This window comes from Agreia bicolorata, assembly GCF_000938265.1.
Taxonomy (GTDB): Bacteria; Actinomycetota; Actinomycetes; order Actinomycetales; family Microbacteriaceae; genus Agreia; species Agreia bicolorata.
The window spans coordinates 481,645-504,898 of the sequence record NZ_JYFC01000003.1; the positions used below are offsets into that span (position 1 = coordinate 481,645).

The following is a 23,254-nucleotide window of genomic DNA, read 5'->3' on the forward strand; positions in this document are numbered from 1 at the left end:
GTTCTCCGGTCGTTCCGACCCGGAGAATTTTGGGGTGGGCGGCGACATGATCGAGATCGACGTGCTCGGGCCGCTCACGGTCCGAAACGACGGAGAGGAGATCCTGGGTCTCTCTGTAGGAACCAAACGGCTTATCGCTTTTCTTGCCCTTAGACCGCGGGGCGCAAGGCTCGCCATCTCCGGCGAGATGTGGCCCGATGTCACCGAGCGGCGTGCCAGTGACAGTCTGCGCTCGGCCCTCACTCGTCTCGAAGACGCGATCAAGCCGGCAATCACCATGACCCCGGCCGGACTCGGCCTCGCTCCCGGCGTGATCGTCGACCTCAACGTGGCGCAGGCATCGGCGAGGCGCCTGCTGCAGCCGGGTCGGGCATCCACGGTCGACGATCTCAGCACGCGCGCGATCGAGGCCTTCGCCTCTCGCATCCTGCCCGACTGGTACGACGAGTGGGTTCTCTCCGAGGTCGAGGACTGGCGTCAGTTGCGACTGCACGCTCTCGAGGCGCAGGCGGAGCTGCTGATCCTCGAGGGAAATCTGCGTGCTGCCGCCTGGGCGGCCCGTGCCGCGATGCGCGTCGAGCCGTTGCGGCAGAGCGCGATTGTGAGCCTCATCAAGGTGCACCTCGCAGAGGGCAATCAGTCGGAGGCGCTGCGCGACTTCGACATCTACAAGGCGCTTCTGCAAAAAGAACTCGGACTCGAGCCGACGTCGCTCCTCACCCAGCTGGTGGAGCCGCTTCGCCGCTGAGGCGGTCGCATGAGCGGCGCCGCCATCAGTGGGATCGCGCTACGAGCGCCGGCGGGCGGTGCGCACTGCGAAGAGCAGGCCAGTGGCGAGCAACGCCCCTGCGCCGGCGATCAGGCCTCCGGGCGCGAAGCCTGTAGCCGCGAGTGAGCCGCCCTTGCCCGACCCGACATTCTGGTCGGGGGTCACCGGGGTTTCACTCGTCGGGGGTATCGGCACTACGGGCGCCTCCGCCGTGACGATCGTGTAGGTCGCCGTGACATCACCCTCATCGCCGTTGCTTGCGGTGACGGTGAATGTGGTGGTGCCCGGCGTAGTCGGGGTTCCCGAGATCACGCCGTCGGTGATGGTGAGGCCGGCAGGAAGTTCGCCCTCTGTAACGGTGACCGTGGGAGTCGGCGTGCCCGTGACGGTCACCGTGTGAGTGTAGGGCGTGCCGACCGTCGCGTCGTCTGGTGAACCTGAGGTGATCTCGGGGGTCGTCGTCTCGACCGGTCCTGAACCGGCAACGCATCCAGAGGGCCGCGTGATGGTGTCGTTGATGAGCGTCACCGCAGAGACGCTGGCCAGCAGTCTGCCCTGGATCACTGCCGCGTTGCCGACACTGACGGATTCCTTCGCCAGGATCGTGCCGACGAAGGTCGAACCACTTCCCAGGGTGGCCGACGATCCGACCTGCCAGAAGACGTTGCAGATGCTCGCGCCGTTGATGAGGAGGATTTTGCTGCCCGATCCGGTGACGAGGGTGCTCGCCGCCTGGAAGACCCAGACCGATTCGGCGCCGCCGTCGAGCGTCAGCGTGCTGCCCGACGCCAGGTCGAGTGCTCCGCCGGAGTAGACGCCCGGCTTCAAAGTTTTGCCGGCGAGTTGCGAGAGGCCGGATGCCTGGGGAGTCAGGCTCGCGGCTGTGTCGAAGGCGGTGCTGAGGTCGATCTTGGCCTGGTCGACATCGGGGTCGGTGCGAGCGGATCCCGTGCCGAGAACGAAGGAGCCGTTCGGAGCACCCGTGAAGCCGGTTATTTCGGTTCCCTCGGAGAGGCCGACATCACCCGTGACCACGGTCGGTCCGGTGTTCGTCACCTTCGAACCTGCGAGCACGGCGTAGCCCGCGGCCGTTCTGAGATTGATCGGTCCGTCGAGCACGGTCGCGGCCTGGGCGGCGCCCGATAGGCCCAATGCCATCGCCGAGCCCAGTGCCAGCCCGACGATTCCTACGAAATACATACGACGGTGCAGTTGCGTTCTCGACATTCGGTAGACCCCCAAGGTCCTCCGCGAGTGAGGCGACAGCGCCTCAATGCGACGAAATGTCGCACCGTCCTCGATCTCGAGTAGACCACAGCCAAGATTTTCTTCGGTTGGCCAGTGACAAGAGACGATATGAGGTGTAGGGAAAGTGTGCGCGGGGCCGTCGGAGAACCATCAGCATTCGGCACGGTAAACTGGCGAGGTTGTCGAACTCGAAAGCAGGCCGCGCGGTGACCACCCAGCCCACCCGCCTCGAGGCGCAGTCGCCCTATTGGGGCGTGCCTATCGCCCGGGCGATTCCGGCGATCGTCGTAGCCCTCGTGGTCACCTTCACCCCGAACCATTCGAGCGTCATCGGCCTACTGGTCTTCGGTGCCTTCGCCCTCGCATCCGGCGTGCTCACCGGCATCCTGACCCTGCGTGCCGTGCCCGTGGGCACGAGCCGCACCCTTCTTCTCACTCAGGCAGTCACAAGCGTTGTGGCGGGCGTGCTCGCGCTCGTGCTGCAGGGCTTCGGACTCGGGTTCCTGCTCTATCTCGTGAGCGTCTGGGCGGCGATCACCGCCGTTCTCGAACTCGTCACCGGTCTGCGTTCGCGCGGTGATGCGCCCGCCAAAGACTGGATCGCCATGGGAGGCCTCACGGGCATTCTGGCGTTGGTCTTCCTCCTCCTCCCGCTCACAGACCTGGTGGCCGTGGGCCTCTTCGGCGCCTACGGAGCGGTTCTCGGAATCTACCTCGTCATCGCGGGGCTGTCGCTCCGTTGGGGCACCGAGGCCGGGGCCTCCACAACAAAGGAATCCGTGACTCTCGAGGTGCAGAACCCGTGACCCAGCCATCCAAGCGCGACGTCTTCAAGCCGGTCGAACTCATCGTTCTGTCGGCGGTGATGGCCCTGTTCGTGGGGCTCACCGTGCTGCTCTCCACGCGTAATCCACTGCTGGCGGTGATCTTCTTCGGGGTGGCGTTCATCGTCGTACTCGTGGTGATCGCGATGCTGGTGCTGACGTTCAAGCCGAACAAAGATGAGCAGACGGAGCTCGACGACGAGCTTCCGCCTTCTGCGCACTAGAGCCGCGTTGCGCTCTGCGCTGCTTTTAGCTCAGGGCGTCTTTCAGGGTTTTGAGGGACTGCTGGGCCGTTCTGCGCACGTCTTTGTCGGGGTCACGCAGGAGGGCTTCCAGGGTGTCTTGGGTTGCGGCGTCGCCGGTTGCGGCCAGCGCTCTCGCCGCCGCGGAGCGCACTCGTGCGTGATCGTCCGTGGTGAGGGCCGTGAGGGCTTCCGGGGCCGCGATCGACCGCAGGGCCGCCACCTTCGCACACATCTCTCGTACCCGCCATGCCTGGTTGCCGAGGCCGGCGATGACGGCCGGCGCAGCGGCATCCGACCACACGTAATTGAGCGCGCGGGCGCCCCATAGCTCTGGCCAGTAGAGAGACGGCGCGCCGGCCAGGATGCCGTCGGCGTGCGGACCCCCGACGACGCGCAGGAAGTCTTCGCCCTCGTAGCCACCCTCGAGCAGAGACCTGGCGCGCAGCACCACGGACGTCTCGCCCTCACTGTCGACGGCGGCCTGGATGCGCTCTTCGAGCGACGCGGTGTGGTGGGACGGGGTCTCGCTGTCGTGTGCCATAAGACACCAAGGCTACCGTGAGGCGCCTGAGAGCGCCTTAGAGGATGTGCTCCACCAGAGCCGACGAGATGCCGACGTACGTGTGCGGGGTGAGCGCGAGCAGCCGCTGCTTGGCCGCACCGCCGATGTCGAGGCCGTCGACGAACGTGGCGAGATCGTCGGCTCCGATGCGCTTGCCGCGTGTGAGCTCTTTGAGCAGGGCGTAGGGATCGGTGATCGACGAGCGACCCGCCGTGATCTCGGCGCGCACAACGGTCTGGATGGCCTCCGCCAGCACCTCCCAGTTGGTGTCGAGGTCGGCTGAGAGCAGCTCGCGGTTGAGCGAGATCTGGCCGAGGCCCGACGTGATGTTCGACAGGGCGAGCAGCGAGTGGCCGAGGGCGACGCCCACGTTGCGCTGTGTTGTGGAGTCGGTGAGGTCGCGCTGCAGGCGGCTGGTGACGAGGGTCTGGGCGAGCGAGTCGAGGAGCGCCGACGAGAGCTCGAGGTTGGCCTCGGCGTTCTCGAACTTGATCGGGTTGATCTTGTGGGGCATCGTCGACGAGCCTGTGGCGCCGACCACGGGGATCTGAGTGAAGTAGCCGAGCGAGATGTAGGTCCACACGTCGGTGCAGAGGTTGTGCAGAATGCGGTTGCCGTGCGCGACCTGCGAGTAGAGCTCGGCCTGCCAGTCGTGCGACTCGATCTGTGTGGTGAGCGGGTTCCACGTGAGACCCAGCGAGGTCACGAACTCGCGCGACACCGCCTGCCAGTCGAGGTCGGCCTCGGCCGAGAGGTGCGCGGCGAAGGTGCCGGTGGCTCCCGAGAACTTGCCGAGGTACTCGGCCGCCTCCACCTGCTTGCGGATGCGCTCGAGGCGGTAGACCGTGACCGCCAGCTCCTTGCCCATGGTGGTGGGCGTGGCGGGCTGCCCGTGGGTGCGCGCGAGCATGGCGTCGTCGCGGTACTGCACGGCCTGGGTGCGCAGCTCGTCGATGACCGCCCGGAACGCCGGCAACCAGACCTCAGTCACGGCATCCCGAATGACGAGCGCATAGCTGAGGTTGTTGATGTCTTCGCTCGTGGCCGCGAAGTGGGTGAGCTCGGCGATGTCGTTGAGGCCGAGCTCGCTGAGCCTGCGGCGCACGTAGTACTCCACCGCCTTCACGTCGTGCTTCGTGGTGGATTCGAGGGCGCCGAGCTCTGCGACCTCGTCGTCTCCGAAGTTCGGGGCGAGCTGGCGCAGCTGGCGTTGCTTCTCGAGGTCGATCGGGGTCGAGCCGAAGAGCGAGTGATCGGTGAGGTAGATCAGCCATTCGACCTCGACCTGGATGCGGGCGCGGTTGAGACCCGCCTCCGAGAGGAACTCGCCCAGCTCGGAGACGGCGGACGCGTAGCGGCCGTCGAGGGGGCTGAGGGGCTGGGGGGAAAGAGCGCTCATAGTGCGGGGTAACTCCAGTGCTGGGCGGCCGTCCGGCCGCGTCGGTCAGGCGTGGGTGGGTGTCTGCGGCGCGCGGAACGCCGGCTCGAGCTGGGCGAACAAGGATGCGCAGGCCCGCTCGATGGTGGTGAGTACGGCGGCGAAGGTCGCTGCGTCGGCGTAATAGGGGTCTGGAACGTCGAGCTGGCGGTTCGGATCGGTGTCGAAGCTCGTGAGCAGCCTGATCTTCGATTTGTCGGAGTCGCTCGACGCCCAGGAGCGAATCGCCCGTTCGTGCGTTCGGTCGAGCGCGATGATCAGGTCGAGTTCGTCGAACGACGACGAGTCGAACTGCTTGGCCCGGTGCATGGATGCGTCGTAACCGCGATCCGCGAGAGCGTCGATCGTGCGCGGGTCGGCCTGCTCCCCCACGTGCCAGTCGCCCGTTCCGGCGCTGCTCACTGAGACGCGATGGCTGAGGCCGGCCTTCTGAACGAGGTCACGCAGCACGATCTCCGCCATGGGAGAGCGGCAGATGTTGCCCGTGCAGACCATGCAGACTCGAAAGACCCCAGGGGGAATTTCGGTCGCGTCGTGGGGCATGCCTCTATCTTGGTGCAGTTTCCTCTCCTCCACATCAGTCGTCTCGTCGCCAGCACTCCCCCGATCCTGGCTTGAGCCGTGTGACGACCGAGCTCGGCGTCGACACTGGTGCCGTGACAGATCATCCGAACCCCCTTCTGACCCACGTGAGCGAAGCGCTCGAGCACGACAGAGTCGCCGTGCAGCGACTGAGCGTCGAACTCTGCGCCGAGCTGCTGCCCACCTTTATGCGCGACGACGCGCCGGGGTGGCAGGGCATCGCGCGGCGGTCGTTCGATACGCGGTGCGAGCACGTTGCAGCCGACGTTCGCCGGGTGTCATCGACTCTCGACGAGATCGCCGGCGCGCTCGCGGGCGCCATCGAGAGGATCGGCTCAACGCCATGAACTCCGACACAGACGAACTCGTCGTCTCTGGAGGGGGCAGCTTCGCTGTGTCGACAGACGAGATTGCGACCACCGCCTTTCGACTGAGGTTCATCGAGGCCGAGGCGCTCGCGGCCGCCGCGCGGCTGAGAGGGCTCCAACTCTGCCTCGATCCGCTGGTCGCCGCTCAGGCGCCGACCGTGCCGACGCTTGTGCTGCAGGCGGCGCACGACCTCGAGCAGGCGTCGCGCTCGGCGGGCGAACTCGACTTCTCCCTGCGGCTGGCCGCCGAGGCGTACGGCATGGTCGAGAACACGATGGTCGACGGTATCCGCATGACCTCGGGTGTCATCGGCAACGTTCTCGGGCACATCGCACCCTTCCTTCTTCTGGCGGGTGCACCGTTTCTCGCAGCAGCAGGCTCGGGGGTGCTCCTGGGCCTGGCGTTGCGGCCAGGCACCTCGAGGAACCCGGCCGATGCCGCCGAGTGGATGCGCGAGCATCCCGAACTCGCCAACAACCCGGCCATCTCGGCCGCCGTGCGCCTGCTCTTCTCGTCGAGCGACGACATCATCGCGGGGTTGCTCGGCGTTCCTCCCGGCGCTGGAGCTCTCATCGGCGACGAGGGGCTCGGTCTGTTCGGCATCAGAGAAGCCGCGGGTCTGGTGCTCGTTGCGGCAGGGATTGCGGGTGCCGGCGGCGCAGGGCGCAGGGCGCTCGTGGAGACGCCGGTGCGCACGACGAGGGTTTCGACCTCATCCGTCACAGCCCCATCGAGCATGTCCGATCTAGCCTCGCGGATGCCAGCCACGAGCAGTGCGGGTTCGCAGATCAAGATCGAGAAGTACGTCGACGCCGAGGGAACTCCGTCGTACATCGTCTATCTCGGCGGAACCGTCGACATGAACGCCATGCCGACCGGTGAGGCGTTCGACATGACGAGCAACATCCAGTCGATGAGCGCAGGCGATGGCGCTTCGTATCGCGCTGCAGTCGAGGCGATGCGCGATGCGGGCATCCAGCCCGGCGATCCCGTCTTCGAGGTCGGCTACTCGCAGGGTGGTCTCCTGGCCGTGCAACTCGAGCAGTCCGGTGACTACAACGTGCAGGGCGTGGTGACGCTCGGCTCGCCAGTCGGTCAACTCGAGACCGCAGCACCCACGCTCACCATCGCACACACCGAAGATCTCGTTCCTGCCCTCGGCGGCCTCGACACGGTATCCGGCGACGACCGCGTGCTCGTTCGTCGCTCACTCTACGACGATGCGCCGATTCCCACGGGCGACGCTTTTCCCTCGCACAACCTGGGCGCCTACCGCGAGACGGCCGAGCTGGTCGATGCATCCAAAGATCCGAGGGTCGAGAAATTCATCGACGACGCGGCCCCATTCCTGTCGGGTACAGCGCCGGGCACTGCCATGGAGTATCGCGCCGAGCGGGTCGATGGGTGAGAGGTCAGGCCGTGGCGTCAGTCTCTGTCGTGGCCGGCAAGCGGGCGCAGGATCGAGCCGATGATCGCCGACAGGATGGCGAGAACGAGGGCGCCGAGCACGGCCCATCCGAAGTTGGTCACGGTCAGACCGAAGCCGAAGAGCTGCGAGAACCACGCCGCAAGCATCAGCAGCAGTGCGTTGACCACCAGGGAGAGCAGACCGAGAGTGAGGATGTACAGAGGGAACGCGACGATGCGGATGGCCGTGCCGACGATGCCGTTCACCACGCCGAAGATCAGCGCCACAAACAGAAACGACAGAACTACGCCGAGGGTGTCGTCTTGAAAAGGGTCGACGGTGACGCCCGTGACGATGAGCGTGGTCAGCCACAGGGCGATGGCATTGGCCACCAGAGAGACGAGGAATCTGCGCATGTGCCCAGTATTCCAGGTCGTCGGCTAGCTCGACAGCGCCTCGTGTGCTCGGTCGCGACCGGGCAACGCACGCAGCTCGGCGCCGAGCAGGCGGCTACGATCACGAAGTTCCGTGGCGGTCAGCAACGACTCGACCGCCGTGCGCAGTTCATCGACCGACGCCGTGTTGGGGGCGAGCGCGAGGCCGTAGCCGCGCGACTCGATGGCTTCTGCGCCCGCGAACTGGTCTGTCGAGAACGGCAGCACCAGCATCGGAACGCCGGCTGTTGCCGCCTCGGTGACACTGTTGTTGCCGCCGTGGGTCACCGCGAGCACGGAGTGCTTCAGCAGAGTGACCTGGGGCAAGAACTCGCGCACCAGCCACGTATCGGGCAGCTCGCCCAGCTCTCGTCGATCAGCCGAACCGATGGCCAGCGCGACGCGCACGTCGAGCGGCCTCAGGGCGTGCGCGACTCGCGACAGAACGTCGGAACGAACCGAGAGAAAGCTGCCGAAGCTCACGTAGACGATCGGTGCGCCTCCCCCGCTGAGCCAGGCGTCGACCTCCGGGTCGGTCGGCTCGTCTCGAACGGCCGAGCCGAGAAAGGCGTGCTTGGGAAGCAGGGCTGTGCGCTCAGGGTCGTGCAACTGGCCCGGGTAGTTGAGCAGCAGGGTGTCGCCGTGCTCGGCGAAGGCATCAGAGGTTGGGATGGCAGCCGGATTCAGCACGCGCAGGGCATCATTCCACTGTGCGGTGAAGCGATCGCGAACAGCTTCGCAGCTGTGCCGCAGGCGCTCGAGCGCGTCGCGATCAGGCTCAAAAGCCCGTGGCCACGAGGTCGGATACCCATATACCTCTTCGGCTATGGGTAGTGCGGTCGGATGGCCGAGCACCACGTCGGCGTGCTGAATTCCTGCGGCCTGCAGGGCGAGCCGGGCCGTGAAGGCGAGGTGATCGACGATCACCGCATCCGGTCTCACCTCACCGATGACCTTGAGTACGGCGCTCGCGGTGTCGACCGGCCGCCAGAGCAGATCGGTCGTGCGCTGCGACGCCTGATAGGCGAGGGTCTCGACGAGTCCCTGGCGGGTGGCGTCGAAGAAACCACGCAAGGAATCGTCTTCGCCTGCAGGCTGTTCCTCGGCGCGGATCGTTCCAGGGTTGGAGCCGCGCCCGAGTCGCAGCTCGGCCCAGCGAAAGCCGAACGACGACACGATCGACGAGGTCGCAGGCCCGGACGCGACGACAACATCGTCTCCCCTGTCGCGCCAGGCGGTGGCCAGGGTCGCGAGAGGCAGCAGGTGAGAGGCGTAGTCGGGGCTGATGACGAGCAGCGTCACGATGCGGTGCCCGTGCTCGTCAGAGACATGCCCTCGAGGCGCCGACCCTCGACGACGCTCGCGTACACGCGCTCCAGCGCCGTGGCCATGGCCTGCACGGTGAAGCGATTCCGCACGATGCCGCGGGCCGCGTCAACCCGACCAGCATCGTCGCGAGCAGCGATCTGCAGCGCCCCGGTCATGCCCCGACGTACGCCCGTGGCCGATCCGGTGTCGACAAGTATGCCCGTGACGCCGTCGTCGACGTACGTCGCCGGACCGCCGGCGTCGGGCGTCACCACAACGAGTCCCGCCGCCAGAGCCTCGAGAATAGCGATGCCGAACTCCTCCTTCAGACTTCCGCACACATAGATTCCCGATGCGCCGATGAGGTCTCCCGATCCGAGCCGGGTCACCGCGAGCCACCGTGACACCACGTCGTTGGGACGGTGCCCGGCGAGCACGAGTCCCTCTGCGGCCCTGGGATTCTCGCGCAGCACCCCGTCGATCGCGTCGAGCTGCGACTGTTCGTCGGCCGAGGGCGCGAGCAGATCACCGCCCACGATCACGAGATTGCAGGCGTCGAACAGCGCGGCATCAGCGGCCCATGCCTCCACGATGGTCGCCATGCCCTTCACTCGATGAAGGCGGCCGACGCTGAGCGCGATGGGCAGGCCTCGACGGTGTTCGGGCAGGGCGGCGATCAGCGCGTCGAGCTCGTCGATGGCGTCGTGCCGATCGAGCGAGTCAGCAGCGTTGCGGGCTTCGACCTCGAGGAGAGCGTCGTCGATGGTGGCGAGGTCGATTCCCTCAGGCACCACGGTGTAGCGCTCGGGCGACTCGGCGATGTCGATGCCCAACAGCTCCTGCAGCTCCTCGCGCACCGCGGGCCGCGGAAACAGCACGGTGTGATCCGCGTCGGCAGCAAGGCGCTGAACGAGGCGGTGCCTGAACCAGTAGTGCTCGTGCTCGTCGACATCGCCGAAGTTCGCAGGCGTCAGCGAGCCCGCGACATCGAGTGCGCGGATGACGCCGTGCGGATCCGGCGCCAGCGTGAAGACCACGGGAATGCCCAACTCGCGCGCCACGCTCGACGCGGCCATGCTGCCGACATCGGCCATCCGCAGATGCAGCACGTCGACAGGGCCGAGCGCCGTGAGCGCACGACGGATGCCGCGCTCGGCCGCGACCCTGGTGTGCCAGGAGCGGGCCTGCGGGCTCGGCTCGGAGAGCAGGGGAACGGGAACGAACTCATGGTCGGCACCCGTGCGCGCTGCTAGATCGAGCAGGCTGTCGGCGGCGGCTCCGGCATCGCCGCGTGACATGGTCAGCACCCGGTCGATGTCGTCGAGGTTCGCCAGGGCATCGCCAAGCCGCACGAGAAGCGTGGCCACTCCCCCGTTGTCACCGGCCCCGGCACGGGTGAGCCCGCGGTCTATGTCGGCGTGCAGAAACAGCTGGGCCACGGTGATGCCGTCGCCGAGCCGGATGGCGGCCGGTGCGTCGCCCAGGTCGATCAGGGCCAGTCGCGCCGCCTCGGCGATCGCCCGCGGACCCGTCGCCCCGGCATCGCTGTCGATGGAGGCGAGTTGGCGCACCAGGCTCAGACCGCGCTCGTCGCCGCGCCGGTCGCCCATGCCCGCGATCGCCGCGATGCGAACCTCGTCGTGCTCCGTGGTGTCGGAGGCCAGTTCGCGCAGGGCCCGCCCGGCGACGCGCCCTGAGACCAGTCCGAGCGTTTCGACGACGCGGGTGCGCGCATCGACCGCGAGATCGGCGACGAGTGCGCCTTCTAGAGCCAACGCGACGTGGTCCGGTGCCGAAACGGCCCACTGCTGCAGCGTTCGCTGAGCGAGCATGCCGGTGAAGCCCGCCTGCACAACGCACGCGACGAGTCGCGACACGGCATCCAGTCGCGGAAGCCGGCTGCCGAACGCCCACGCCGCGTGCTCTCTCAGAAACGCACGGTCGCTCGAGAGCAGCTCAGACAGGGCGTCGTCTGCCTCGTCATCGAAGACCCGGCCGAGGGCATGCACCGCGGCGATCGCCACGAGCTGATTCTGTTCGTCGTCGATGGCACGGCGCAGGATGCCGACGGCCTGGCGACCGCCCGCCCGCGATGCGGTCAGCGCGAGGTCATCGGCAGCGCCAATCACATCGAGGAGAAAATCCGTTCGACGAAGACGGTCGAGAGCGGCGGTCAGTTCCATCGCGGGGATGTTTCCATGGTGCAGGCGGGTCCGAATTCGTGAGGATGAGATGTCTCGGGTCTATTCGGAGCCGTGGCGGCGACGGATCGGACTCGGACCTTACGAGTACACGTGACTTCGAATCGTGCTGCAATGCCATTGACAGGCGGCCGCTGAGCACGCATACGGAGCCGTGCATGTGCGAGGGTGGAGGGTATGGCACTCTCGCATAACGCCACGGCGTGGGCCGCCGCGGTGGTTGCACGCAACAACGTGCAGATCTCCGGCCCTCTCGATGCGCCGGTCCTGGTGTTCGCGCACGGCTTCGGCTGCGACCAGACCATGTACTCGCGCCTGCTGCCCTACTTCGAAAGCCGTTTCCGCATCGTTCTGTTCGATCACGTGGGGTCTGGTGGGTCGTCACTCGCCCACTACGACGCGGTCAAGTACGCGACGATCGATCGGTATGTCGACGATCTCATCGAGCTCTGCGCAGCGTTGGAGTTCAGCGATGTGACCCTGATCGCACACAGCTTCTCGGCCATGTTGGCCATCGCCGCGGCTGTGAAATCACCCGAGCTCTTTCGCGGGCTCGTGCTGCTCGCCCCGACACCGTCGTACATCGACGATGCCGACACCGGCTACGAGGGTGGGTTCACCCGGGAGGACATCGATGGACTCCTGGAGTCGCTCGATGACAATCACCTCGCGTGGGCGGCGATGATGGCACCGGTGGTGATGAAGAACCCCATGGAGCCGCAGCTCACTGACGAACTCGAGCAGAGCTTTTGCCGGGTCGACCCTCGGGTGATGCGAACGTTTGCCCGAGTCGCCTTTCTCACGGATGTGCGCCCGTTGCTGCCCCGGGTCGAGGTGCCCGCGCTCATCCTCCAGTGCACCAACGATTCCCTTGCGCCGCTGCACGTGGGCGACTACATGAAGGCGCATATGCCTGACTCCACCGTCGACGTTCTCGATGCCGAGGGGCACGTGCCGCACGTGAGTGCGCCCGCAGAGACGTCCCACGCGATCCTGCAGTTCCTCGCCGAGCGCTGACCGTGCCGACGAACCTGCCCGTCGTGGTCGACTACGAGACCCTGTTCCGCGCGGGGCCGGGTGGGATCGTCATCGTGGATTCGAGCAGCACGATCGTGCAGGTCAACGACCACATCTTGGCGTGGACCGGCTTCGTGAGGGAAGACCTGATCGGAACGGCTTTCACTCGCCTCCTTCCCCCCGCTGATCGCATCCTGTTCTCGGCGCGTGTCGTGCCTCTGCTCCACCTCGACGGGCGTGTCTCGGATATGTCGTCCGCCCTGCTGGGTAAGGACCGCGTTGCTCGCGCCGCCCATCTCTCCGCATCGCGCGTGACCGAACAGACGGATGCGCAGGCGCCTGGTGCGGTGGCTCCCGCTGCGGCCACGGTTTTCTTGTTCACGCCGCGCCGGGATCGTACGGCGGAGGAGGAACACCTCATCAGGGCGGTGCGGCATGCCGAGAAAGCCGATGCGCTGAGGCGGGAGGCCGAGAATGATCTCGCTCGATCTACCCAGTTCGACGCGCTGACGTCTCTGCTCAGCCGCGCCGGTCTTATGCCGAGACTCGCCGACATGGTGAGAGATGCGCCGCCCGAGTGCGATCTCGTCACCTTCGTGCTGGGGCTCGACCACTTCAGGGTCGTGAACGAGAGCCTGGGTCAGGCGGCTGGCGATCAGGTGCTGAAGGCGGTCGCGGAACGCCTCACGGCCCTCGCGGACGAAGGATTCCTCTGTGCGCGGGTGGGCGACGACGAGTTCGTCGTGGTCGGTCCAGGGTCGGCACGCGGACTCTCCTTCGCCGACACAATCCTCGAGTTGGTGAGCGTTCCGATTCTGGTCGATGACCTCGACATCGTGGTGACCGCGAGCGTGGGGGCCTCCGAGGGGCCCATCACATCTGCGGATGATGTCTCCCCCGCGAGCCTCGCGGAAACTCAGGTGAGACAGGCGACGACGGCCATGTACAAGGCGAAGGCGACGGGTCGCAACCGGTGGAAGCGCTTCACCTCGGTCGTCGACGACTCGGCGATCAACGAGATCCGCCTGCTGGGCGAGATTCGCACTGCGCTCGCCGACGAACAGTTCCGACTCGAATACCAGCCCCAGCTTCACGTCGAGACAGGCCGGCTCCACGGCTACGAAGCGCTGATGAGATGGGATCATCCTGAACGCGGCGTGATCGGGCCGGCCGACTTCATCGATGTGGCCGAGAGATCCGGCCTCGTCAACCAGCTGGGCGCATGGGCATGCCGGGTAGCCATCGAGAAGTGCGTGCAGCTCAATTCAGTGCCGCATGCGAGGCCCGTCACTGTATCCGTCAACGTCTCGGCCCGCCAGCTGGGCGATCCTCGTCTGGCGGATCTGGTCGGAGCCATGCTGAACGAGAATCGCCTCGACCCGGGTCTGCTCACCCTCGAGATCACGGAGACAGGCCTGATCACCGACAGCCCGGCCGCTCATCGCAATCTCGACCTGCTGCACGGTCTGGGCGTTCGCCTCTCGATCGACGACTTCGGCACCGGTCACGCCGGTTTCGCGTACCTCAAGGACTTTCCGGTCGACGAACTCAAGATCGACGGCTCGTTCGTGGCAGGACTGGGCGTGTCCGCTGAGGACACGGCCATCGTCGCAAGCTGCATCGATGTCGGCCACGCCATGGGCATGACCGTCGTCGCCGAAAGGATCGAGACGCGCGACCAGCTGAAGCGGCTCACCGATATGGGCTGCGACATCATTCAGGGGTACTTGTATTCCGTGCCCTTGCGCAGCGATGATCTGCAGTCGTGGCAGGGCTCGGTCTTGTGATCGTGCCGCGCAGGGTTGCCGGGTGTGCAGGCGGTAGCGTCGTGTCTATGCCCGTGACCGACGCCCCCGTTCCTCCCTACGATGGGCCCCGCGGCATCCTGCACGCCGACAGGCACGACGTGGCCGCACGCCTGTTCGTGGCGACGTTCCTGAAGCAGAAGTCGTCGCCGCTGCCCCGGGTCGACATCGAGATCCCGGGTCTGCCGGGCCTGCAGGGAGAGCTGGCCGAACTCGGAGGCTATTCGGTGGGGTCGTTCACCCTGTTCGCGAACAAGCAGCCGTGGGCCATCACCACGCAGCTGGCCCTCGAGTGCGTTCTGATCTGGGAGCGGGCATCGATCGCCGCCCGCTACGGAGACAAGGTCGTCGTGCTCGAGCCGGGCATGCGCATCCTCGTGTCGAGCGAGCCCGACGCCGCGGCCGACAGGGCGATGGCACGAATCAGGCCCGCAGCATGACCGGCGAGACCAGCACCCGTGACTTCACCGACTTCTGGCACCGGGCAGGTGTGCGAGCCGCCGTTGTTCTCGTCATCTTCGTCGTGGTCTTCGCTGTCACAGGATTCGTCGGCTCGTGGGTGTTCGCCCCTGCGGTCGGTTGGATCGCGGCGGCGGGAACCTTCACCGCATGGGTGTGGCTGTCTGTGCTGCGTCTCGATGCAGCCGACACCGCTGCGCACGCGACTCGCGAGGATCCGTCGCAGCCAATGGCGCAGACTCTCCTGATCCTGGCGAGTATCGCCAGCTTCGGTGCGATCGCGCTGCTGCTGATCGAGGCGGGAAGACTGAATGCGAATGCGACGCTGGGTCTCATCGCGACGGCTCTGGCTACGCTGGCGGCATCGTGGTGGCTCGTACACACCGTCTACACCCTGCGCTATGCCGGGTTCTACTACCGCGCTGGAGGCACGGGTATCGAGTTCAATCAGACGGAGCCGCCGCGATACCTCGACTTCGCCTATCTCGCGTTCACTCTGGGCATGACTTTTCAAGTGTCGGACACGAACATCACGTCGTCGGTGCTGCGTGCAGAGGCTCTGCGTCACGCGCTGTTGTCGTTCCTGCTCGGAGTCGTGGTCGTGGCCTCGACGATCAACCTCGTCTCGAGCCTGCTGCACTAACTCGCTCGGCGAGCGAGGCCTGTCGATGCGCGCTCGATCAGTGTGGGCAGCGATTGCGGCAGCTCGGTCGCGCTCTCACCGTTGATGCGCGACAGCAGTGTGCTGAGCATGTCGCGACCGATCGTCTCGAAGTCTTGGCGCACCGTCGTGAGCGGCGGCGATACATATGCCGCTTCGGGAATGTCATCGAATCCGATGATGCTCATGTCGGCTGGCACGGCTAGGCCACGTGCGTTCAGTGCGTGGATCAGGCCGATCGACATCTGGTCGTTGGCCGCGAAGATCGCCGTGAGTCCGCTCAGGTCGCAGGCTTCGCCGAATCGGTGACCGGATGACGGTGACCAGTCGCCGATGCCGATCACTCGTGCCGCGAGATCGTTTGCTCCCAGTTCGTCACGCCATCCGCGCTCGCGCTCGCGGGCGTCGACCGAGTCGGCGGGGCCCGCGAGATGCGCGATGCCGCGATGCCCCAACTCGATGAGATGCCGCACCGCGTTGCGCGCGCCGTTGTACTGATCGGCCCCGACCGTGGCGAGCCCGGCGTGGGGAGTGGCCTCGAGAGCGACGAGGGGAATCGTCAGCTCCATTCCGGCGACGACATCAGCCGACCCTTCGTGACCAGAGATGACGGCTATGCCTTCGACGTTCTGGCGCAGGAAGGCCTCGACCGCACCCCGAATGGAGCTCGGATCGCTGTCGGTCATGTTGGCGGTGAAGACCGACCAGCGCGCGTCGCGTGCGGCCGCATTGAAATAGAGCACCGTCGACGAGGGGCCGTACTCCGGCCCGCCGGTGGCGATCAGCCCGATCGTTCGCGATCGTCGCGTGACCAGGGCCCGCGCGGCGGGAGAGGGAACGTAGCGCAGCTTTTTGATCGCCTCTTCGACGCGGACACGCGTGGAGGGACGCACGTTCGGCAGGTCGTTGACGACTCGCGACACAGTCTGATGCGACACGCCCGCAAGTCGGGCCACATCGAAGATCGTCGCTTGGCGCGGCGCCTCTTCGGTCACGTAGTCCACCTTATCCAGCGACACGCCCGTGATCGTGTCGTGAATCGAAGACTAGTCGACTGACGCCGTCGCTCAGACATCGTCGCCGTCGCTCGAGCTTTCGGCGATGATCGTGAGCAGTCTCGCCACCGTGAGGTCGTGGTTCTCGAGATCGGCGACTTTTCTCTTATCGCGCAGGATCGCAATGCGGTGGCTGATGCGGAGCACCTCTTCGAGCTCGGCCGAGATGAAGACCACCGACAGCCCGTTGTCGGCGAGGTCGGAGACAAGGGTCTGGATCTCGGCCTTCGCGCCGACGTCGATGCCCCTGGTCGGTTCGTCGAGCACGAGCAGTCGCGGAGCAACGGCGAGCCATCGTGCGAGCAGGACCTTCTGTTGATTTCCTCCCGACAGCGTTCCCATCAGGGCGTCGGGGTCGGCGGGGCGAATGTTCATGGCCTGGATGTAACTCGCGGCGAGTTCGTCTTGACGATGGCGGGGGATGCGCCTGAACCAGCCCATGTCGGCCTGCAGGGCGAGGGCGATGTTGTCGCGCACCGACAGATCGCCGATGATTCCTTCCGTGCGCCGATTCTCGGATGCGTACGCGATGCGGTTCTGCAAGGCTTTGCGCGGATTTGTGAGGCGTTCGGGCCGCCCCTCGATGAGCAGTTCACCGCTGTCGGTGCGGTCGATGCCCGACAGCAGTCGAGCGAGCTCGGTGCGCCCCGAGCCGAGGAGCCCGGCGATGCCCACGACCTCGCCCTCGTAGACCCTCAGATCGAACGCCTCGATCGCGCCTCGGCGGCCGAGCCCAATTGCGCTGATCAGGGGTTCTTCAGTAGAGAGGCCTTCTTCGACATCGCTGTTGCTGGTGTGTTCTCGAATCGTCGTCAGCGCGGGCAGGTCTTTGCCGACCATCTTCTGCACCAGATCGATGCGCAGCAGATCGGGGGTGAGATACTCGCCGACGAGCCGCCCGTCGCGCAGAACCGTGATGCGGTCGGAGATCTCGTAGACCTGGTCGAGGAAGTGCGAAATGAACAGGATCGCGACGCCAGATTCTTTGAGGCCCGCGATGATGCGAAAGAGCTCGGTCACTTCGTCGTTGTCGAGACTGGACGTCGGCTCGTCGAGCACCAGAACGCGTGCCTCGACGTAGATGGCTCGGGCGATGGCGATCAGCTGCTGGATGGCGGGGGAGTGGTCGGCGAGCATCGACCGTGGATCGATGTCGAGCCGCATCGTCGCCAGGAGTTCTCGGGTGCGCTCGTGCGCGGCGCGCCAGTCGATGCTGCCGAAGCGGGTGCGCGGCTCGCGCCCGAGCATCACGTTCTCGGCGACGGAGAGATTCGGCAGGAGGTTGACCTCTTGGTAGACCGTGCTGATACCTGCCCGCTGGGCCGCAGCGGGCGTCGAGAACGATACCGGCTGACCGTCCATCTCGATCGTTCCGCCGTGGATCGGCTGCACTCCGGTGAGCGCTTTGATGAGGGTGCTCTTTCCGGCGCCGTTCTCTCCCATGAGGGAGTGAACCTCGCCTGCAAAGAGGCGGAAGTCGACGCCGTCGAGGGCTCGTGTGGCGGTGAAGGTGACAGACACGTCGGCGAAGCGGATGACGGGCTCAGCCTCGTTCACTCTCGCCTCCAGCGAGGAGTCGTCACAGGGGAACCTCCTCGTTCGTGCACGCGAGAACGCGTGCTCCCAGTGGGAATGTTAGGGCTCACATTTGGCATGCACAAGTCGAGGCCGACGAACGGCCGCGGCGGTTCGGTGCCGACGGCTCCGTTGCCGATTCGTTATCGAAGCCATGGCGGTACTCGCTTGACATGACGATCAGGACGCGGATATCGTCTCGCCTAAGCAAACTGTGAGCGCTAACAACTTTTCACAAAACGCCGAAGGATCTCAGGGACGAGATGACAAGCTCCCCTGCAGAGCCGCCCGGCCAAGCGAATTGTTAGCCCTCACAACCTCAGCCCATTGCATCAATCACGGTTCACATTCACTCCGTCGGCATCTCCCTAGCCGGCGGGTCTCAAGGAGGAGATCAATGTTCAAGGCACCTCGATTCAGGTCCATCGCAGGCCTCGCTCTGGTAGGGGCTGTCGCCCTCAGCCTGAGCGCCTGCTCGGCAAGTGGCGGCGGCGACGACGCGTCGGGCGACGGCAAAGACCTGACGACCATCGGGTTCGTCGCGGTCGGCCCCGAGGGCGGATGGCGCACGGCCAACGAGAAGAACATCCAGGACTCGTTCTCGGAGGAGAACGGATTCGAGCTCAAGTACGCCCCCGCCACCAACGGCGACCAGAACTCGCAGATCACGGCGTTCACCTCGTTCATCGATGAAGACGTCGACGCGATTCTGCTGTCGGCCACGGAGGCCACTGGTTGGGAGAGCATCCTGGAGCGCGCCAAGGAGGCCGAGATCCCCGTCGTGCTGCTCGACCGCGGCATCGAGCCGAACGACACCAAGCTCTACACGAGCCACATCGCCCCCGACAACGTGGGCATCAGCGCCTCGGCAGCGGAATGGGCCAACAAGCAGTTCCCCAACGGCGGCAACTACGTCGTGCTCGAAGGACCTCCCGGACTGTCTGTTGTGAACGACCGCAACAAGGGCTGGGACGAGAAGATCGACTCCAACCTCACCAAGCTCGAGAGTCAGTCGGCCAACTGGTCGACCGAAGAGGCGAAGAGCGTCTTCGAGACGATCCTCAAGGCCAACAACAACAACGTTCAGCTCGTGTTCGCACAGAACGACGAGATGGGTCTCGGCGCGGCACTGGCCGTCGAAGAGGCTGGCCTGAAGCCCGGCACCGACGTCAAGATCATCACGATCGACGGCACCAAGGCGGCCCTCGAGGCCCTCTCGGCCGGACGCCTCAGCTTCGTCGCCGAGTACAACCCGCTGTTCGGTGACACCGCCATCGACGTGGTGAACAAGGCCATCGCCGGCGACAAGGTCGAGTCCGACATCGTCGTTCCGAGTGTGACCTTCGACTCGCCCGAGGCCGCCAAGACGGCGCTGCCCGACCGCAAGTACTGATTCACCCCGCTCATTCGGTTCCCCGGGCCTCGCGGCTCGGGGAACCGAATGAGCTCCCGCGTGGGAGAATCCACGCGACTCAAAGACGAGGCCGGCAGACGGCAGAACGAGCAGGCAGACATGGCAGCGACAGAGCCGATCGTCGAGATGACCGACATCTCGATCGAGTTCCCTGGCGTCAAAGCCCTCCAGAACGTGCAGCTGAAGCTGTACCCGGGAGAGGTGCACACCCTGATGGGTGAGAACGGTGCGGGCAAGTCCACCCTCATCAAGGCACTGACCGGCGTGTACAAGATCGACTCCGGCAGCATCCTCGTCTCTGGCGGCCCCCGCCAGTTCTCGGGAACGGCCGACGCCCAGAGCGCCGGCATCTCGACCGTCTATCAAGAGGTCAACCTCTGCGACAATCTCACCGTGGGCGAGAACGTGATGCTCGGCAACGAGATCCGCGGCGCCTTCGGAATCAACTGGAAGAAGACCCACGAGGCCGCCCACGAGGCACTCGTCGGCCTCGGCCTCGGAGACCTCGACCCCCGCCAACCGCTGTCGAGCATCTCGCTCGCCCTGCAGCAACTCGTCGCCATCAGCCGCGCGATGGTGGCCAAGTCGAAGGTGCTCATTCTCGACGAGCCCACCTCGAGCCTCGATGCCAACGAGGTCGAGGGCCTCTTCGCCGTTATGCGTCGCCTGCGTGATCAGGGCGTCGCCATTCTCTTCGTCTCTCACTTTCTCGACCAGGTCTACGCGATCAGCGATCGCCTCACTGTGCTGCGCAACGGCGAGTTCGTGGGGGAGCACCTCACCCGCGAGCTGGGTCGAAGCCAGTTGATCTCTCTGATGATCGGCAAGGACTTCGAGACCCTCGCTTCGCTCGGCTCGAACAGACGGCGGGATGCGCGGGAGAGTGGCGAGCAGCCCTTCTACAGCGCCACCGATCTCGGCCGAAAGGGGTCGATCGAGCCCGTCGACATCGCCGTGTACCCGGGCGAGGTCGTCGGCCTCGCCGGACTTCTCGGCTCCGGCCGCACCGAACTCGGCCGTCTGATGTACGGCGCCGACCGGCCCGATACCGGCGAGGTCACCATCGGAGGCAAGAGCACCGAGGTGCACAGCCCCGTGGCCGGGCTCGCCACCAAGATCGCGTTCTCGACAGAGAACCGCCGCGACGAGGGCATCGTCGGTGACCTCACGGTGCGCGAGAACCTCATCCTGGCCGTCCAGGCCCGGCGCGGCTGGGCCCGCCCGCTCTCGAAGCGCGAGCAGAAAGAGCTGTGCGACAAGTACATCGTCGAGCTCAACGTGCGACCGAGCGACCCGGAACGACCCATCAAGAACCTGTCCGGCGGCAACCAGCAGAAGGTTCTGCTCGGCCGTTGGCTCGCAACGAACCCTCAGCTGCTGATCCTCGACGAGCCCACCCGGGGCATCGACATCGGAGCCAAGGCCGAGATCCAGGAGGCGATCGCGACCCTGGCCGAAGAAGGAATGTCGGTGGTGTTCATCTCGTCGGAGCTCGAAGAGGTCGTGCGCCTCAGCGAAAGAATCGTGGTCTTGAAAGACCACCGCAAGATCGGAGAGATCATCAACGGGCCAGACATCGACGCCGACACGATCGTCGACTTGATCGCATCGGATGGCGCGGACGCCGCGGGAGTGCAGGCCTTCGAGCCCGAACCCGCCGCCTTCGCTGCCGAGGGGAGCATCAACTGATGTCGAACACCTCATCGAGCTCGTCGTCGTTCGTGAAGACCAGTGTCAAGCAGCCCTACATCTGGGCGATCGCCGCCCTCGTGCTGCTGCTGATCATCAACCTCATCAAAGACCCGTCGTACCTCGGCATCTCGGTCAACGCCGTCACCGGCGACCTTTCGGGAAACCTCATCGACATCCTGCGAGCCAGCGCACCGATCATGATGATCGCCGTGGGCATGACCCTGGTGATCGCCACGCGCGGCATCGACCTCTCGGTTGGTTCTGTCATGGCCGTCTCCGGTGCCGTGTCGATGGAGTTCATGCACGATGCCGGTGACGGTTCGCTCGGATCCGCGCTTATGGCCATCGCTCTCGCCCTCGGCATCAGCGCTTTCCTCGGTCTGATCAACGGCCTGCTCGTCTCGATCGTGGGGCTCCAACCATTCATCACGACGCTGATCATGATGCTCGCCGGTCGAGGACTGGCCAAGGTCATCACCTCCGGTCAGAACACCTCTGCCAGCAACGAGTTCTTCCGCTGGATCGCCAACGGCACCGTCCTCGGCTTTCCCGTCGTCTTCGTGATCGGGGCCGTGATCGTGGCGATCGTGGCACTGCTGGTGCGCCGCAGCGCCCTCGGGCTGATGATCGAATCGATCGGCATCAACCCCAAGGCGGCGCGCATGGCGGGCATCCGACCGGTCGGCCTGCTGATCTTCGTCTACATCCTCAGCGCCGTGCTCGCAGGGGTCGCGGGAATCTTCAGCACCGCCAGCGTTATGACCGTCGAGGTGGCCAAGACCGGCTTCTCTTCCGAGATGGATGCCATCCTCGCGGTGGTCATCGGCGGCACCTCGCTGGCCGGCGGAAAGTTCTCGCTGACCGGCAGCGTCATCGGCGCCCTGCTGATCGCCACGCTCGACAAGACCATCGTGTTCCTCGCCATCCCGTCGTCGGCGACCCCTGCGTTCAAGGCCATCGTCATCGTGGCGATCTGCCTTCTGCAGTCGCAGCGGGTTCGCGCACTCTTCAGCCAGCGTCGTGCCAGAACCAGCACGCCACGAAAGGAGGCGGTGTCGGCATGACCTCCGTCATCGAACGCCCGAGCGCGCCGCAGAGCCCGCACACACCGTCGCCGGTGAGCCGCCTCAAGCCGAACCTCGAGACGCTGCCGACCCTGGCAGCGATCGTGATCTTCGTCGGCATGATCATCTACGGCGAGATCGCCTACGGCCGCATCCTGCAGTTCAGCACGCTGTCGAACCTCTTCATCAACAACGCCTACCTGATTATCTTGGCGGTCGGACTCACCTTCGTGATCCTCACCGGTGGAGTCGACCTCTCGGTCGGCGCCATCATCGCCATCAGCAGCCTTGTGGGGGTGATGCTCGCCAATGCCGGGTGGAACCCGTTCGTGGTGATCGTTCTGATGATCCTCATCGGCTCGGCCTTCGGCGCTGCATCGGGAATCCTGATCCAGTACTTCAATGTGCAACCATTCATCGCGACGCTGGCGATGATGTTCCTGGCCCGGGGACTCGCATCCATGCTCTCGACCACGCCCGAGCGCCTGGCCGACGAATCTCCCATCCGCACCCTCTCGACCGAGTGGAAGGTGATCGACGGGCCGAAGATCAACGACCTCGTCACCACGCCGAACGTGATCATCGCGGCCGTCGTCGTGATCATCGCCTTCTACATTCTGCACAAGACGCGCTTCGGTCGAACGGTCTACGCGATCGGTGGATCCGAGCAGTCGGCGACGCTGATGGGCCTTCCCGTCGTGCGCACCAAGCTCGCGATCTACATCATCAGTGGAACCCTCGCCGGCCTGGCCGCCGTGGTCTACACCTCGAAGCTCGGCATCGCCCAGAACATCACGGGCGTGGGCTGGGAGCTCGACGCGATCGCCGCCGTCATCATCGGAGGCACCCTGCTCACGGGTGGTGCCGGCTTCGTGCTCGGCTCGGTCATCGGCGCGCTCGTGCTCGGCCTGATGAACGTTCTCATCACTCGCGACGGCAGCATCCCGCCCGAGGCGACCACCATCATCACCGGCGCCATCCTGCTTGTCTTCGTGCTGCTGCAGAGGCTCGTCGTCTCGCGCAAACGCAAGACCTGATCTCGATACGCCCGCTCGTTCCTCGCGGGTTACTCGATCGACGAAAAACCGCAGCACCCGCAGTACCCAATTCCCATCGTCAATGAA

22 protein-coding genes are annotated in these 23,254 nt (G+C 65.6%); 13 read left to right on the forward strand and 9 right to left on the reverse strand.

What is annotated here, in order from left to right; translation table 11 throughout:
- Positions 1-34 precede the first annotated feature (34 nt).
- Entirely contained in the window at positions 35-748 is a 714-nt protein-coding gene (locus tag TZ00_RS09130) for an AfsR/SARP family transcriptional regulator (RefSeq protein WP_078714495.1), read from the forward strand.
- Between the two features lie 39 nt (positions 749-787).
- Here the strand turns inward: TZ00_RS09130 and TZ00_RS09135 are convergent, their stop codons facing one another.
- Entirely contained in the window at positions 788-1,996 is a 1,209-nt protein-coding gene (locus tag TZ00_RS09135; RefSeq protein ID WP_044441012.1) for an ice-binding family protein, read from the reverse strand.
- A 200-nt stretch (positions 1,997-2,196) separates the two neighbouring features.
- On the opposite strand from TZ00_RS09135, the gene TZ00_RS09140 reads away from it, so the two are divergent.
- A complete protein-coding gene (locus tag TZ00_RS09140) occupies positions 2,197-2,823 on the forward strand; it encodes an HdeD family acid-resistance protein (protein WP_238579633.1) in 627 nt (208 codons plus the stop codon).
- Positions 2,820-3,065, forward strand: coding sequence for a membrane protein (locus tag TZ00_RS09145; protein WP_044441017.1), 246 nt, complete (start codon positions 2,820-2,822; stop codon positions 3,063-3,065). The genes TZ00_RS09140 and TZ00_RS09145 overlap by 4 nt, the downstream gene beginning before the upstream one ends.
- 25 nt (positions 3,066-3,090) lie before the next feature.
- On the opposite strand, the gene TZ00_RS09150 is transcribed toward TZ00_RS09145, so the two are convergent.
- The 3 genes from TZ00_RS09150 to TZ00_RS09160 are packed head-to-tail and all read right to left on the reverse strand — an operon-like array spanning position 3,091 to position 5,629.
- Positions 3,091-3,627, reverse strand: coding sequence for a HEAT repeat domain-containing protein (locus tag TZ00_RS09150; RefSeq protein WP_044441019.1), 537 nt, complete (start codon positions 3,625-3,627; stop codon positions 3,091-3,093).
- A gap of 37 nt (positions 3,628-3,664) precedes the next feature.
- Positions 3,665-5,047: an adenylosuccinate lyase gene (purB, locus tag TZ00_RS09155; protein ID WP_044441020.1), complete on the reverse strand. Its 1,383-nt coding sequence runs from the start codon at positions 5,045-5,047 to the stop codon at positions 3,665-3,667.
- A gap of 45 nt (positions 5,048-5,092) precedes the next feature.
- Positions 5,093-5,629 carry a low molecular weight protein-tyrosine-phosphatase gene (locus TZ00_RS09160; RefSeq protein ID WP_044441022.1) on the reverse strand — a complete coding sequence of 179 codons (537 nt, stop codon included), beginning with the start codon at positions 5,627-5,629 and terminating at the stop codon, positions 5,093-5,095.
- Positions 5,630-5,742: 113 nt separating this feature from the next.
- Here TZ00_RS09160 and TZ00_RS09165 point away from each other — a divergent pair, with 113 nt between their 5' ends.
- Both TZ00_RS09165 and TZ00_RS18825 read left to right on the forward strand, forming a co-directional pair.
- Entirely contained in the window at positions 5,743-6,015 is a 273-nt protein-coding gene (locus TZ00_RS09165) for a hypothetical protein (protein WP_152631130.1), read from the forward strand.
- Complete coding sequence (locus tag TZ00_RS18825; protein ID WP_052521430.1) at positions 6,012-7,445, forward strand: hypothetical protein; 1,434 nt, start codon at positions 6,012-6,014, stop codon at positions 7,443-7,445. The genes TZ00_RS09165 and TZ00_RS18825 overlap by 4 nt, the downstream gene beginning before the upstream one ends.
- Before the next feature lie 17 nt (positions 7,446-7,462).
- Here TZ00_RS18825 and TZ00_RS09175 read toward each other — a convergent pair whose 3' ends face one another.
- The 3 genes from TZ00_RS09175 to TZ00_RS09185 are packed head-to-tail and all read right to left on the reverse strand — an operon-like array spanning position 7,463 to position 11,370.
- Positions 7,463-7,861 carry a phage holin family protein gene (locus tag TZ00_RS09175; protein WP_044441025.1) on the reverse strand — a complete coding sequence of 133 codons (399 nt, stop codon included), beginning with the start codon at positions 7,859-7,861 and terminating at the stop codon, positions 7,463-7,465.
- A gap of 24 nt (positions 7,862-7,885) precedes the next feature.
- Positions 7,886-9,181: a glycosyltransferase gene (locus TZ00_RS09180; RefSeq protein WP_044441026.1), complete on the reverse strand. Its 1,296-nt coding sequence runs from the start codon at positions 9,179-9,181 to the stop codon at positions 7,886-7,888.
- A complete protein-coding gene (locus tag TZ00_RS09185; protein WP_044441027.1) occupies positions 9,178-11,370 on the reverse strand; it encodes a glycosyltransferase in 2,193 nt (730 codons plus the stop codon). The genes TZ00_RS09180 and TZ00_RS09185 overlap by 4 nt, the downstream gene beginning before the upstream one ends.
- A 195-nt stretch (positions 11,371-11,565) precedes the next feature.
- Between TZ00_RS09185 and TZ00_RS09190 the strand changes: the two genes are divergently transcribed.
- The 4 genes from TZ00_RS09190 to TZ00_RS09205 are packed head-to-tail and all read left to right on the forward strand — an operon-like array spanning position 11,566 to position 15,312.
- Positions 11,566-12,405 carry an alpha/beta fold hydrolase gene (locus tag TZ00_RS09190; RefSeq protein ID WP_044441028.1) on the forward strand — a complete coding sequence of 280 codons (840 nt, stop codon included), beginning with the start codon at positions 11,566-11,568 and terminating at the stop codon, positions 12,403-12,405.
- A 2-nt stretch (positions 12,406-12,407) separates the two neighbouring features.
- Entirely contained in the window at positions 12,408-14,192 is a 1,785-nt protein-coding gene (locus tag TZ00_RS09195; RefSeq protein ID WP_052521431.1) for a sensor domain-containing protein, read from the forward strand.
- 47 nt (positions 14,193-14,239) lie between these two features.
- Positions 14,240-14,650: a hypothetical protein gene (locus TZ00_RS09200; protein WP_044441030.1), complete on the forward strand. Its 411-nt coding sequence runs from the start codon at positions 14,240-14,242 to the stop codon at positions 14,648-14,650.
- Positions 14,647-15,312, forward strand: a complete 666-nt coding sequence (locus tag TZ00_RS09205; protein WP_044441031.1) for a DUF1345 domain-containing protein — start codon at positions 14,647-14,649, stop codon at positions 15,310-15,312. Before TZ00_RS09200 ends, TZ00_RS09205 begins: the two co-directional genes overlap by 4 nt.
- Here TZ00_RS09205 and TZ00_RS09210 read toward each other — a convergent pair.
- On the reverse strand, positions 15,309-16,349 hold the full coding sequence (locus TZ00_RS09210; protein ID WP_238579634.1) for a LacI family DNA-binding transcriptional regulator: 1,041 nt from the start codon (positions 16,347-16,349) through the stop codon (positions 15,309-15,311). The two genes, TZ00_RS09205 and TZ00_RS09210, sit on opposite strands and share 4 nt — an antisense overlap.
- Positions 16,350-16,397: 48 nt before the next feature.
- The gene (locus TZ00_RS09215; RefSeq protein ID WP_044441033.1) at positions 16,398-17,942 is read right to left on the reverse strand and encodes a sugar ABC transporter ATP-binding protein; all 1,545 of its coding nucleotides are present in this window, start codon (positions 17,940-17,942) and stop codon (positions 16,398-16,400) included.
- Between the two features lie 415 nt (positions 17,943-18,357).
- Here TZ00_RS09215 and TZ00_RS09220 point away from each other — a divergent pair, with 415 nt between their 5' ends.
- From TZ00_RS09220 to TZ00_RS09235, 4 genes are all read left to right on the forward strand, one after another.
- On the forward strand, positions 18,358-19,353 hold the full coding sequence (locus tag TZ00_RS09220; RefSeq protein WP_044441035.1) for an ABC transporter substrate-binding protein: 996 nt from the start codon (positions 18,358-18,360) through the stop codon (positions 19,351-19,353).
- A gap of 120 nt (positions 19,354-19,473) precedes the next feature.
- On the forward strand, positions 19,474-21,063 hold the full coding sequence (locus TZ00_RS09225; RefSeq protein WP_044441447.1) for a sugar ABC transporter ATP-binding protein: 1,590 nt from the start codon (positions 19,474-19,476) through the stop codon (positions 21,061-21,063).
- Complete coding sequence (locus TZ00_RS09230) at positions 21,063-22,130, forward strand: ABC transporter permease (protein ID WP_044441037.1); 1,068 nt, start codon at positions 21,063-21,065, stop codon at positions 22,128-22,130. Before TZ00_RS09225 ends, TZ00_RS09230 begins: the two co-directional genes overlap by 1 nt.
- On the forward strand, positions 22,127-23,167 hold the full coding sequence (locus TZ00_RS09235) for an ABC transporter permease subunit (RefSeq protein ID WP_078714481.1): 1,041 nt from the start codon (positions 22,127-22,129) through the stop codon (positions 23,165-23,167). Before TZ00_RS09230 ends, TZ00_RS09235 begins: the two co-directional genes overlap by 4 nt.
- Positions 23,168-23,254: the final 87 nt, after the last annotated feature.

Excerpts from the sequence above, each read along its gene's own strand:
- TZ00_RS09135 (WP_044441012.1), bottom strand. The coding sequence starts at position 1,996 with ATGTCGAGAACGCAACTGCACCGTCGTATGTATTTCGTAGGAATCGTC.
- TZ00_RS09150 (WP_044441019.1), bottom strand. The coding sequence starts at position 3,627 with ATGGCACACGACAGCGAGACCCCGTCCCACCACACCGCGTCGCTCGAA.
- purB (WP_044441020.1), bottom strand. The coding sequence starts at position 5,047 with ATGAGCGCTCTTTCCCCCCAGCCCCTCAGCCCCCTCGACGGCCGCTAC.
- TZ00_RS09160 (WP_044441022.1), bottom strand. The coding sequence starts at position 5,629 with ATGCCCCACGACGCGACCGAAATTCCCCCTGGGGTCTTTCGAGTCTGC.
- TZ00_RS18825 (WP_052521430.1), top strand. The coding sequence starts at position 6,012 with ATGAACTCCGACACAGACGAACTCGTCGTCTCTGGAGGGGGCAGCTTC.
- TZ00_RS09175 (WP_044441025.1), bottom strand. The coding sequence starts at position 7,861 with ATGCGCAGATTCCTCGTCTCTCTGGTGGCCAATGCCATCGCCCTGTGG.
- TZ00_RS09185 (WP_044441027.1), bottom strand. The coding sequence starts at position 11,370 with ATGGAACTGACCGCCGCTCTCGACCGTCTTCGTCGAACGGATTTTCTC.
- TZ00_RS09190 (WP_044441028.1), top strand. The coding sequence starts at position 11,566 with ATGGCACTCTCGCATAACGCCACGGCGTGGGCCGCCGCGGTGGTTGCA.
- TZ00_RS09200 (WP_044441030.1), top strand. The coding sequence starts at position 14,240 with ATGCCCGTGACCGACGCCCCCGTTCCTCCCTACGATGGGCCCCGCGGC.
- TZ00_RS09205 (WP_044441031.1), top strand. The coding sequence starts at position 14,647 with ATGACCGGCGAGACCAGCACCCGTGACTTCACCGACTTCTGGCACCGG.
- TZ00_RS09220 (WP_044441035.1), top strand. The coding sequence starts at position 18,358 with ATGTTCAAGGCACCTCGATTCAGGTCCATCGCAGGCCTCGCTCTGGTA.
- TZ00_RS09225 (WP_044441447.1), top strand. The coding sequence starts at position 19,474 with ATGGCAGCGACAGAGCCGATCGTCGAGATGACCGACATCTCGATCGAG.
- TZ00_RS09230 (WP_044441037.1), top strand. The coding sequence starts at position 21,063 with ATGTCGAACACCTCATCGAGCTCGTCGTCGTTCGTGAAGACCAGTGTC.
- TZ00_RS09235 (WP_078714481.1), top strand. The coding sequence starts at position 22,127 with ATGACCTCCGTCATCGAACGCCCGAGCGCGCCGCAGAGCCCGCACACA.